Genomic DNA, 11,866 nt, shown 5'->3' with positions numbered 1-11,866 from the left:
TACCCTCGAGGCTATCAGAATGTGTATTTGAGGTTAAGAGCCAAGTGGTCGCGATCGGCCATCAAGCGTCCCTGGTTAACATTGGCAGACGATAGAAAGTTAACTAAAGTGGCGCCCACTGCGAAGTTTTGCTTGTAAGTAAAGTCAGCGCCTAGAGTCAAACGCTTCTCGTCACGACCAAAGCCCTGAATACCACTGCCATCAATATTCTGCGTCCATACTGCAGACGTGGTTAAGTCCCAACCTTGGACGAAGCTTGGGTAATCCATATAGATACCACCGCCAAACAAGGAGCTTGATTTAGTTTGTGCGCCTTTATAGCGATCAAAACTACCATCGGCGAAGCTTCCCGTAACATGCAGCGTATCAACACTATGAATGCGCTGATTCATCAACTCACCCATCAAGGTGGTTTGGTGCGACAACCAAGAAGGACCAATCACATAGATGGCGTTCAGGTTGGTTTGCACAACCTTACCTGTGGTTGCTGCGCCATTATCGAGGACAACAGCAGCACCATCACGCAAACTGATATCACCACCGACCTGAACTGCGTCGGCTATTTTGGTACTTAGGCTGACACCTGTCAGTTTGATATCTTCAAAATATTTAAACTGGTAAGTCCCCGCTCCAGACGCTTTCAGGTCAGGTGCTGAGCTGTAATCAGTATTACCGGTGAAATCAAAAAACAATGACGGTGTGCGGTCATGGTAGCGATAATGATACACACCGATTTCGGTATTAAAGTCCGGATTAAAGCGGACACCTAGCCCCCACTGCCCTTTATCTCCAGGTTTTTTCGTACCGCCATACGTGGCCAGAACGCTGCCATCTGGTGCTAAAAAGCGCTCAGATCCTGGACCAAAAAAGTCCGAACCAAAGAAATCACCCACTGGATTGAGCAGGGTTTCTTCCCACTTGTATTGCCAGAAACCAGTAAAGGTTACATGCTGATTCAACGCGAGGTTAAAAGAAACTTGACCCGCAGGCAGGTAAGCATCTTTGGCTTCAGTACCCGGTACGTTAAATTTGGTGGCATCAACAGGCGCTTGACCCTGACTGATGTTAGGCCAGAATAGACTCTCACCCCACGCAACCAAATGTCGGCCAGCCTTCACTGACAGGTATTTGGAATCACCTAGAGTAAAGTCACCAAACACATAAGCGTCTAGCAGGCGCGGCTCACCGCCACTGCGATCCTTGGTCTTACTGGTAAACTGGCGGTGATCACCGGCTTTATTGACCGTACCAGGAGAATCGTTTCTGTTGCTTTGATGATAAACATCATCATAGAAATGACTGCCACGTACGACAGCACCCACGTTGTCATAGCGAGCAATGACTTCACCAAACACACTGACGCGGTTATTAATTAAACCCCACTCATTGAAGTTACGAGTACCGTCATCATTATTAGAGTCTTTCAGGTAAGCCGAGTTGGCCGAGCCCGTACGAGCCGATAACGTGTAGTTAGTCGTCACTTGGCTCTGTATGCTTAAACCATTTTCAAAGTTAAGCGTCGGCAAAGCCAGCGCAGAAGTACTGCAAGTAATGGCTGCAATAGCCAACGACAGTCGTCTTAAAGGGATTATAGGTGTAGCTTTTCGCAGCACATGCCAGTTCATCATTATTGTTCCTTTTTATTATTCCGTCTTACGGTAGGCAACAATATCTTTCACTGCTGAGCGCTAGCATCCTGCAAACGGACGAGACATAGGCGCTTTGCAACGCCCATGCTTAAGCCGTCTCTAATCAGGAAATTTTAAATGTACCCTGCTTGAGGTCGCAACGGCCTGACAAGCAAGGGTCCAGCCTTCGGCAAGTTCGTTTTTATCCAGCGCATCATTCGCCAACAGATCAACATCACCTGAGACTAATGTACACATGCACGTTGCGCACGATCCGACCAAGCAGGAGTGAGGCGCCTTAATGCCTTCACGCAGCATCGCCGCCAAGAGCACTTCGCCATCCTCACACTCAATTTCTCGAGTTTCACCATCCAGTTCTACCGTCAAGTGAGTTGCGCTGGAACCGGCATGCTGGACAATCGCCTCAAAGCCACCTTCGCTTTCACTTGGCAGTGACACGAAGCGCTCAACATGCACTGATTTGCCATCAATGCCGGCGATTTTCGCTGCCTGTTCAACACATTGCATAAACGGTTCGGGGCCACAGACAAAGATTTCCGGCTTGGCAAAACCTTCGGCAAATTGCGCCAAATGTTGCGGTGATGTATGCCCTTGTACAGAGTCCAGCCAATGAATAATTTGCAGGCGCTGAGGGTGTTTAACCGCTAATTCACGCAGTAAACCCTTGAAAATAACCGACTGCTCGTCACGATTGGCGTAGACCAAGCGCACACGGCCTTGGCCTTGACTTAAAGCTGAGCGCAGAATTGACAAGACCGGCGTTACACCACTGCCGCCAGCAAACAACAGAAAGTCTGCATCCAGATTTTTAGGGACAAACGCACCCGCAGGTTTTAACACCTGCAGCGTATCGCCGGCTTTAACGTTATCGCACAGCCAGTTCGAACCGCGACCATCATTGACACGCTTAACCGTGACACGCAGGCGTTCATTTTCATAAGGTGAACTAGACAACGAATAACAACGCGGTAACCAATCATCCTCCCAAGGTGTACGCAGCGTCAGAAACTGGCCAGGCCGATATTTAAACTCGGTCATTAACTCATCGGGTATGTCAAACTCAAATGAGCAGGCGTCATGGGTTTCCTGTATGACCGAAGCAACACGTAGCTCATGGTAGCTGGGTAGACTCATAGTTAAATACTCATTACAAATTGGCCGCTATCAATCCGCAATTCAATGCCGTTAACAGCACGGGCCTCATCTGAGGCCAGATAAAGAACACCGTTAGCAACATCTTCAGGACGACAGGCCCGGTTCATCGGATCTTTGTCAATGGTTAACATCTCAGGGTCAACACCCTTTGGATAAGTCGCACGCGTCATTGCCGTAAGAACACCATCTGGATGCACAGAGTTACAGCGAATGCGATAACGCTTAAGACGGCAGTCAGCAGCAACCGCTCGCGTTAATGCCGCTACCGCGCCTTTACTCGCGCCATAAGCAACATAATCTTCCTTACCGGCCAGACCGGCAATGGACGACATATTGATAATTGAACCGCCTTGTTTTTTCATCACGGCTATCGCGCTCTTGCAACCCAGAAACACACTGTCGGCATTGACGGTCATTAAGCGTTTCCAGTCCTCATAACTGGACTCTTCGATGTCACCTGCAATCAAAATACCGGCGTTATTCACCAAGATATCCAGCTGTCCAAACGCATCAACAGCACGCTCAACCACCTGCTGCCAACCTTGCGGGTCGGTCACATCGTGCCGCACAAAGGTTGCTCCGATTTCTGTAGCGATACGTGTGCCATCAACCTCATTAAGATCAGTCATCAGCACCTGCGCACCTTCACTGACAAAACGTCGTGCCACCGCCTCACCAACACCACTGGCAGCGCCAGTGACGATCGCTACTTTTCCAGACAGTCTTTTACTCATACTGTTTTCCTTATTTTTGTGCAGCGGCATCTAACGCAGCAATGTAACCAAAGGTCATCGCTGGACCCAAGGTACCGCCCGCACCAGGATAGGTGGTACCCATCACCGAAGCAGAGGTGTTACCGATCGCATACAAGCCTTTAATCACCTGACCATCTGGCTTAACGACTTGTGCATGCTTATTGGTTAGCAGGCCACCTTTAGTACCAATATCACCGCCTTGAATCGGCATCGCGTAAAACGGACCTTTGGCGACGGGGGCTAAACATGGGTTGGGCTTCACGTTGCTATCACCGTAATAGCGATCAAACACGTTACCACCGCGATCAAAATCTTCATCCACACCCGTTTCAGCGTAGTGATTGATTTTCTTAACCGTTTCTTTTAGACCAGCAACATCAACACCAATTTTTTGTGCCAATTCTTCCAGCGTGTCGGCTTTATAGTAGAGCTTATTCAACCACTCTTTGCGCAGACGCATATCAGGCATAATCTGCCCTGGCATTAATGGGCCCATGGCGTAGTTAAAGCGGAACTTGGCATCAAACACGACCCAACTTGGGAAGGTTTTGCCTTGAGTGACTTTATTATCGGCATACATCGAGGTGACAAACTCAAGGTACGGAGCCGCTTCGTTGACATAGCGTTTGCCTAAACTGTTCACCACAATCGCGCCTGGGAAAGCTCGCTCAGCAAACACACCGCGGGCTTTAGTTTCACCTGGTACTAAAAACGAAGGTGTCCACCATGCCCAATCCAATAAGGCTGTGGCTGCGCCGAGTTTCTGGCCTTGCTCTAAAGCAACCCCGGTATTTGCGCCTTCAGGTGTTGCACTCCACTCAATTTTATTCGGCTGCGGCAGATACTTTTCACGCAGCGCTGGGTTTTGCTCAAAACCACCCGAGGCTAAAATCACACCTTTATCGGCACGAATACGTTGCTGCCGGCCATTGCGCTCGACCACAATACCGCAAACACGGCCATCTTCTTCGATCAACTCAACAAAGTTAGTGTTGAGCCATAGGGGAATGTTTTTATCAATCAAGGTGGCACGCAAGCTGGCAATCAGCGCGTTACCTAAAGCAGTACGGCGATCACGTTGTTCGCCGGTTTTTTTACGCCACATAAAGTCCATCTTATAGCGCAGCATCATCCACATCAGCATCAAGCGCCAGCCGGGCGATTTGGACATCGCCACATGTGCTTGACGGGCTGTCCATGAGATTTTGCCCATCAATAAGTTGCCACGCGATGCTTGACGCAAATTAGGCAGCTCATCTTTTAACGCAGAGATATCAAACAACTCGGGGTCAAGGGTGCGGCCGCCGGGTAAAAAGCCATCCAAATGCGGATAATAATCAGGGTATTTCTCGGCCACTGCGTAACGTAAACGCGAGTTATTCTCCAGCCACTGAATCATCTCCGGTGCTTTATCGATATAGGTGCGCACACGCGGCTCATCAATATCATCACCAATAGCGTTCTTCAGATAAGTCCACACTTTCTCAGGCGTGTCGTTACCACCCTTGGCTTTAAAGTGATGGTTGCATGGGATCCAGATACCTCCACCTGATAACGCTGAAGTACCGCCGTACTTATCCGTTTTCTCGACCACTAACACACGCAAGCCTTGTGCTTGAGCAGTGATCGCAGCGGTTAAGGCTCCAGCACCTGAACCCACGACTACCAGATCATAATCTGTATTAAATTCACTTTGATCAGTCATCTACACACCTATCTTAATCACGGAGTTGGAAAGCAAAAACCGTCGCGCTACTTAGAGTGCGCGACGGAAACACTTTTAAACGTAAGGATCAGGGTTAGGTAAACCTAGCTGAACTGTTCCATAAGCACGTGCATAAGCCGCCATGTTATTAGCAATATGACCGCGAGCCTGATGAATATCACGGAAGATACGTTCGACTGGATTAGTCTTATACAGTCCAGACGCTGCCATCGACCTGAGCAGCATGCTGACTTTCTCAGCACAAGTGTTGGTCACATACGCTGACTGGTAGCGATACAGTAAACGCATCTCTACATCGGGCATCTCGCCTTTGCCAGCAATTTCCAACAGCTCACCGTAGTTACGGTTCAGTACCAATTTCAGCATATCGAGGGTTAAGATTGCATCGGCAACCGTATCCTGTGCGACTGGATCTTCAGCCGTCTTCGCACCGTGCTTACCAATGTGCTTAGCGGCATTGTCACAAAACTCGTTAATGGCACCTTGCAAGGCACCTAACGCTGAACTGGAGACCGCACGAGTAAAGACCTGAGCAAACGGAATCGCAAAGATCGGGTTGGTATTCTCTTTCAGACCTGGCGTGGCTTCTGGTGAGCTGTTATTGGTGCGCTGGACACGATGTGCAGGGACAAAAGCATCATCGACAACAATATCGTGACTACCGGTACCACGCAGACCGAGAACATCCCAGTTACGCTCAATACGATAATCAGATAAAGGCACGAGGAACGTACCGTGCTCCATACCTTCGCCATTCTCATCGGCCGGCAAAATACCACCCAACAAGGTCCACTCGCAATGCTCACAACCACTGGAGAAACCCCAGCGACCACTGATGCGATAGCCACCTTCAACCGGTGTCACTTTCGCCACTGGCATGTAAGTTGAGCCGACTAAGGTGTCTTGACTTACACCCCAGACATCTTGCTGAGCTTGCTCAGGGTAACGCGCCAACTGCCATGGGTGCACACCCATCACACCATAAATCCACGCGGTCGACATACAGCCTTCTGCCAGTGCCATTTGAATTTCAAAGAATGTACGTGGATCAACTTCAAAGCCACCATGACGCTTAGGTTGCATTGCTTTGAATAAACCTGCCTTTTGCATTTCGGCAATGGTTTCATCAGGAATTTTAAGATCGTGTCCCGCTTGAGTAGAGCGCGCTTTTAACGCTGGAATCATTTTGCGCGCACTTTCGATGAGCTCGAGTTCTTTTGTAGTTTTCTTATGAGCGATAGCCATAATTAGTTCTCTCGGTGATTTACGCAGATATTGTTTTTCAATGTTTTACGATTATCAGCGCACACCACCGCCCCCTCATCGTCAAACTGGACTAGAAATAAGCGAACAAGCCAACCTCACACTCAAGTCGTCGCTTCACTTAATCGGAAGCGACCTGCCTGGCCCTCCAACTCAGCCGCCATGGCCGTCAGTCGCTCAGCCGAATCGGTACTGCGCATGGCACTGTCCGACATATCGCTAACACCGGAATTAACACTTTCCACCTCTACGGCAATCTCTCGAGTCGCCTGCGCCTGATTATTCAACACCTCACTAATCTCATTGACGGCACTGATAATATCGTCGGTACCGGCACGTATATCGCGTATTGCTGCGCTGACCTGGTGAGCACTGCCAACGCCAGCATCAACTCGAGCAACCGTGTCCTGCATATCCGTGACAGCCTTACGCGTCGCGCGCTGAATCTGCTGCACTGTGCGGGTAATCTCTACCGTTGACGCCGAAGTTCGTTCAGCCAGCCCGCGCACCTCGCCAGCCACCACCGCAAAACCACGCCCTTGCTCACCCGCTCGGGCCGCTTCTATCGCAGCATTCAGAGAGAGAAGATTGGTTTGCTCAGCCACCTCATTGATCACGCGAATCACACTGTCAATTTGACTGGAGAAGGTTTCCAACTCCTGCACCTGTTCGGCAGTTTTACCGACAGCTGCCGACATGGCATGCAACTCCTCAACCATCAGCGCAATTGAGCTTTCACTGTCATAGGAACGATCGGCGGCGACCTGCACAATGCCGCGCGCGGCATCACCATGACGCCCCACCTCACTAATGGAAGCGGAAAGCTCTTCCACCGCCGCTGATATATTGGTTAACGCATAGGATTGCTGAGCGGCAAGATCCGAAGAGTTGCGCGCATCCGCAGTGAGTGCCTCGGCCGAACGACTGAGCACAGCAACCTGCTTATGTATTTGCCCGACTAACTCTTGCAAGCCCTGCTGCATACGCCCCTGCTCCTCCAGCAACTGACCAATTTCGTCGTTAGCACTGATCGGCAACGGCAAAGACAAATCACCATCAGCAATGGCTCTTGCAAACTCAGTGACCTGAGCGAAACCCAGACGCAGCCGTCGTAACGTGGTGACGCCGGTCAGGGTGCCAGCAATCAACCCAAACAATGCCAGTCCGATATAAAGAGTGACGGTACGATCATAATCCTGCTCGGCAGCGACCGTCACGGCAGAGGTCTTCTCACGCTGACTGAGCAGTAACTGCGACAGAATATCGCTGGCTGCCTCACCGGCTGGAGCACCGACTTGTAGAAACAGCGTCATGCCACGTTCGCCAAAATCTTCCAACTCTAGCAACTCCAGCATGGCCTCAAGATCGTCCAACCAAACCCCGTAGTGTTCAGCAAACTCAGCCAATAACACCACTTCCGCAGCGGTCATCGGCGTTTGCGTAAGGCGAGCCGATAACGCATCGATCGCTTTGCTGTTATTACGGATTTCATCCAGATAGGTGTTTAGAGCCTTAGTATGCGCAAGATATAAATTACCCTTGGGGTCAAAGTGAAATGCTAACAACAGAAACAAGCGGTTCTGACTCAAGAGCTGATCAATCTCAACGGTCAGCATCATCGCTGCCTGATGTTCATCATAGATCTCACGCAGGCTATCGCGGGACGATTGCAAACCGTACCAGCCTAATAAAACGGCGCTATAAAACAGAGCAGTAGCGAGAAAAGCCCAAAATAGCAGGCGTCTCGCAATTGTCAGACGGAATAGATAGTGCAACATAATGGGTCCCCAGCGTGACACTACAACGAAGAAAACCCGGGCACACGACAGTAGTACCCGGGTTCAATATCTTGACGTTTATTAGCGAGTCACTTGCGAAGCCATGGCGGCCGTGAAATGCTCTGAGAACGGCGGCAACATGCCCCACTCTCCACGCGGGTCAACGGGTGCACCACGGAACACGGTACGCGCATGACTAAACTGCAGAAACCCATCACGACCGTGATAATGGCCCATGCCTGACGCTCCGACACCACCAAACGGCGCATCTTCCATCGCCGCATGCATCAAAGCATCATTCAAAGTGACGCCGCCTGATAACGTGTGATCCAGCACATAATTCTGTTCTGCTTCATCTTGGCCAAAGTAGTACAGCGCTAATGGCCGTCCACCACTGTTAATTTCTTGCACCACGTGCTTGATATCACTGTAGGTCAGCAACACCAGCGCCGGACCAAAGATTTCCTCTTGCATGATATCGGCCAGTAATGCGGGGTTGATCACAATACTCAACGGACGCTTACGCCCTGTCGTTGGCATCGGCACATCCGGACAATAGATAACCTCAGCACCTTCTTCTTGTGCCTGCGCCACATAGCCAACCACGCGGGCCAGATGCTGATCATTGATCACCGCGGTAAAATCTGGATTATTCTCAATAGTCGGATAGAGTGCGCTATAGGTTGCACAAAAAGCCTGTAAAAACTCATCACGGGCAGCCACCGGCAGATAAATCAGATCAGGAGAAATACACAACTGACCGCCATTCATTCCTTTGGCAATCGCCAAACGGCGCGCAGCTTCAGCTATATCAGCCGTTTCACTGATAATCACCGGTGATTTACCGCCCAACTCCAATGTTACCGGCACCAAGTTGTCAGCGGCCGCCCGCATAATTTTCTTACCAACCTCAGTACTACCAGTAAACACCAAGTGATCAAACGGCATACCCGCAAACGCCTGCCCCATCTCGACGCCACCAGTAATCACCGCAACATCCATCGGATCAAAACACTCAGCGATAGCTTTGGCTAGCACGCGAGCGGTTTCTGGGGCGACCTCTGAAGGCTTTAGCACCGCACGGTTACCCGCCGATAACGCCGAGGCCAGCGGGCTAAACAAAGTAAAAATAGGCGCATTCCAGGTACCGATAATCCCCACCGTACCTTTAGGCTTATATTGCACCCAGGCTTGCGAACCCATTTGATCATAAGGAGAAAAAACCTGCCGCTGCTCAGATCCGAGCCATTGCTCAAGGTTATCCCGAGCGTGCTTCAGTGAACCGAGAGAACCCAAAATGTCATTCATCAGACTGAAACCCTGATGGCGCCCACCGAAATCGGCGTCCATCGCAGCACACAAGGCCTGCTGATGATCAACCAGTACATCAATCGCCGTTTGCAGTCTGCGTTTACGCGTTGCGACGTCAACCACACCTTGCTCGTCTGTAGCTTTTCGGTGCTGCTTAAGTAAGTCAGACAATTGTTGTGATGTTTCTAATTGAGCGCTCATGGACTCTCCTTATTGTATTTATTTTTTGGTCTTAAATTTTAGCTTAGAAGCAAGCCTCTTAAGTCGCTTCGTCTGTTTGGACGATAGCCGCAAAAACCCTTGATTTTACTGCATTTACACCGCCAACAAACGGTAGTCCATAGAGACGATGTTTAACCCATGCCCGCACTTGATAATTAAGTCAACATAGCATGACTAAACGAGGTGCTTCACTATGGCCAAAGCCAGCTTTGACCCACAAGAGTTTCGCTCAGCACTGAGCACATTTACCACCGGCGTTACGATTATCACTACGCGGGCCGAAAACGGTGATCCTGTTGGCATTACGGCGAACAGTTTCAACTCGGTTTCGTTGAATCCACCGATGGTATTGTGGAGCCTTGATAAGTCAGCCATGAGCCTATCGTCCTTCACCAACAACAAGCACTGGAACGTGCACATTCTCTCAACCGAGCAAGAAGCGTTGTCAGGACGCTTTGCCTCACGTGGGGAAGATAAGTTCAAAGGACTGGACCTGGAAGCAGGGATGAACAATATCCCACTGCTACGTAATTGCACCGCGCGCTTTAATTGCCGTACTGCCTTTATTTATGAAGGCGGTGATCACATGATTTTTGTTGGCGAAGTGCTGGGTTTTGATAAATCAGAATTGCCACCACTGGCTTTCCAAAGCGGTCTGTACGCTCTAGCAGCCAGAAAACCACGCGAAGGTGTGCAACTCAGCGCGGCACCAACACCAGAATGCAGCTATACCGAAGACCTATTGGGTTACCTCGCAGGTCGTGCACATTTCCAAATGGTCGCCACCCTGCAGAACGTATTGAAAACCCAGCAACTCAATGAGCAGCAGTTCTTTATTCTGTCGGTATTGAGTATTCAAGACAGTCTGACTCTTGAAGAGATCAATCAGTTTGTCGAATACACCGGCGGCAAGGTGAGCACCACCGAAATGACAGCCCTGCAAGCGCAAGACTATGTCGTGCTGGTACAGAAAAATGGTGATAGCCGTTACATTTTAACCGCCAACGGTCGCGACGCCTCACTGAAGCAAATCGCTGTAGCTAAATCAGTGGAAGAGCAGATCGCCAAGCAGATTGGACATGGTGACGTTGAAGCCTTGAAAATTTTGTTCAAACGACTGATTAAGGCAACCGATCTCGGTCTGCCAGATTTATGGGCGACCAAAGAAGAAAATAACGCTAAAAAAACCGCATCATAATAACAAGAAGGGATAAAACATGAGTCTGATTGACCGATTCAGTCTTAACGGCAGTGTTGCAGTGATTACTGGCGCAGGCAAAGGCATCGGCCGCGCCATTGCCTTGGCCTATGCTGAAGCCGGCGCTAAAGTTGTTTGCGCCGCACGCACCCTCAGCGACGTCGAAGCTGTAGCCAACGAAATCAAAGCCAACGGCGGTGAAGCGATTGCCGTAGCCTGCGACGTCACCAACGCTGAAAACCGCGAAGCGCTGGTACAAGAAGCCCTTGCAGCGTTCGGCAAGGTCACTCACTTGGTCAATAATGCCGGCGGCGGCGGTCCCAACGATCCGGCAAAAATGCCTTGGCAAGAACTTGATCGTCTCTTGAATTTCAACGTGACCACCGCGTACCACCTGATTCAATTGTGCGTGCCACATATGCGTGCAGCAGGCGGCGGTAATGTGATTAATATCAGCTCGGTTGCCGCCAACTATATTCAGAAGAACTTCAGTGCTTATGGCACAGCAAAAGCAGCTCTGGTGCATATGACCAAGCTGCTCTCACAAGATTTCGCCCCAGAAATTCGCATCAACGCCATCTCTCCTGGTCCGATCCTGACTGATGCTCTGGATAAGGTGATGCCAGCCGCAGTGAAAGAGATTATGACCAAAAATACACCTCTGCAACGCCTCGGCGAAGTTGAAGATATTTCTGCTGCAGCCTTGTATTTCGCGTCACCGGCATCGGGCTGGGTATCCGGCAAGATTCTGGATATTGACGGTGGTGCTGGCATCAGCGTTTTCCCAAGCTAAATCTTCTGGTTGAGAG

Annotated in this window: 9 protein-coding genes; 2 read left to right on the top strand and 7 right to left on the bottom strand. The window is 50.1% G+C overall.

The window, feature by feature from the left end; all coding sequences use genetic code 11:
* Window positions 1-14: 14 nt before the first annotated feature.
* The 7 genes from JYJ62_RS07950 to JYJ62_RS07920 all read right to left on the bottom strand — a co-directional run bounded on the left by JYJ62_RS07950 (window position 15) and on the right by JYJ62_RS07920 (window position 9,838).
* Window positions 15-1,628 (bottom strand): DUF1302 domain-containing protein, encoded by a 1,614-nt coding sequence (locus tag JYJ62_RS07950; protein WP_205341667.1) that lies wholly within the window; start codon window positions 1,626-1,628, stop codon window positions 15-17.
* 120 nt (window positions 1,629-1,748) lie between these two features.
* Entirely contained in the window at window positions 1,749-2,783 is a 1,035-nt protein-coding gene (locus JYJ62_RS07945; protein ID WP_205341666.1) for a ferredoxin--NADP reductase, read from the bottom strand.
* Between the two features lie 2 nt (window positions 2,784-2,785).
* Window positions 2,786-3,538 carry a glucose 1-dehydrogenase gene (locus JYJ62_RS07940; protein ID WP_205341665.1) on the bottom strand — a complete coding sequence of 251 codons (753 nt, stop codon included), beginning with the start codon at window positions 3,536-3,538 and terminating at the stop codon, window positions 2,786-2,788.
* Between the two features lie 10 nt (window positions 3,539-3,548).
* Complete coding sequence (locus tag JYJ62_RS07935; protein ID WP_205341664.1) at window positions 3,549-5,264, bottom strand: FAD-binding protein; 1,716 nt, start codon at window positions 5,262-5,264, stop codon at window positions 3,549-3,551.
* 75 nt (window positions 5,265-5,339) lie between these two features.
* The gene (locus tag JYJ62_RS07930; RefSeq protein ID WP_205341663.1) at window positions 5,340-6,530 is read right to left on the bottom strand and encodes an acyl-CoA dehydrogenase family protein; all 1,191 of its coding nucleotides are present in this window, start codon (window positions 6,528-6,530) and stop codon (window positions 5,340-5,342) included.
* Window positions 6,531-6,652: 122 nt separating this feature from the next.
* The gene (locus tag JYJ62_RS07925; RefSeq protein WP_205341662.1) at window positions 6,653-8,326 is read right to left on the bottom strand and encodes a methyl-accepting chemotaxis protein; all 1,674 of its coding nucleotides are present in this window, start codon (window positions 8,324-8,326) and stop codon (window positions 6,653-6,655) included.
* A gap of 81 nt (window positions 8,327-8,407) precedes the next feature.
* A complete protein-coding gene (locus JYJ62_RS07920) occupies window positions 8,408-9,838 on the bottom strand; it encodes a coniferyl aldehyde dehydrogenase (protein ID WP_205341661.1) in 1,431 nt (476 codons plus the stop codon).
* 214 nt (window positions 9,839-10,052) lie between these two features.
* Here JYJ62_RS07920 and JYJ62_RS07915 point away from each other — a divergent pair, with 214 nt between their 5' ends.
* Both JYJ62_RS07915 and JYJ62_RS07910 read left to right on the top strand, forming a co-directional pair.
* A complete protein-coding gene (locus tag JYJ62_RS07915) occupies window positions 10,053-11,057 on the top strand; it encodes a flavin reductase (RefSeq protein WP_205341660.1) in 1,005 nt (334 codons plus the stop codon).
* A 19-nt stretch (window positions 11,058-11,076) separates the two neighbouring features.
* Window positions 11,077-11,850, top strand: a complete 774-nt coding sequence (locus JYJ62_RS07910; RefSeq protein ID WP_205341659.1) for an SDR family NAD(P)-dependent oxidoreductase — start codon at window positions 11,077-11,079, stop codon at window positions 11,848-11,850.
* The last annotated feature ends 16 nt before the right edge of the window (window positions 11,851-11,866 follow it).

The organism is Denitrificimonas caeni, from assembly GCF_905120345.1.
Taxonomy (GTDB): Bacteria; Pseudomonadota; Gammaproteobacteria; order Pseudomonadales; family Pseudomonadaceae; genus Denitrificimonas; species Denitrificimonas caeni_A.
The sequence above is the reverse complement of the archived record's forward strand: the minus strand, read 5'-3'. Positions and strand labels throughout refer to the sequence as shown.

Coding starts and splice junctions, on each gene's coding strand:
- JYJ62_RS07950 (WP_205341667.1), bottom strand. CDS start 1,628: ATGATGAACTGGCATGTGCTGCGAAAAGCTACACCTATAATCCCTTTA.
- JYJ62_RS07945 (WP_205341666.1), bottom strand. CDS start 2,783: ATGAGTCTACCCAGCTACCATGAGCTACGTGTTGCTTCGGTCATACAG.
- JYJ62_RS07940 (WP_205341665.1), bottom strand. CDS start 3,538: ATGAGTAAAAGACTGTCTGGAAAAGTAGCGATCGTCACTGGCGCTGCC.
- JYJ62_RS07935 (WP_205341664.1), bottom strand. CDS start 5,264: ATGACTGATCAAAGTGAATTTAATACAGATTATGATCTGGTAGTCGTG.
- JYJ62_RS07930 (WP_205341663.1), bottom strand. CDS start 6,530: ATGGCTATCGCTCATAAGAAAACTACAAAAGAACTCGAGCTCATCGAA.
- JYJ62_RS07925 (WP_205341662.1), bottom strand. CDS start 8,326: ATGTTGCACTATCTATTCCGTCTGACAATTGCGAGACGCCTGCTATTT.
- JYJ62_RS07920 (WP_205341661.1), bottom strand. CDS start 9,838: ATGAGCGCTCAATTAGAAACATCACAACAATTGTCTGACTTACTTAAG.
- JYJ62_RS07915 (WP_205341660.1), top strand. CDS start 10,053: ATGGCCAAAGCCAGCTTTGACCCACAAGAGTTTCGCTCAGCACTGAGC.
- JYJ62_RS07910 (WP_205341659.1), top strand. CDS start 11,077: ATGAGTCTGATTGACCGATTCAGTCTTAACGGCAGTGTTGCAGTGATT.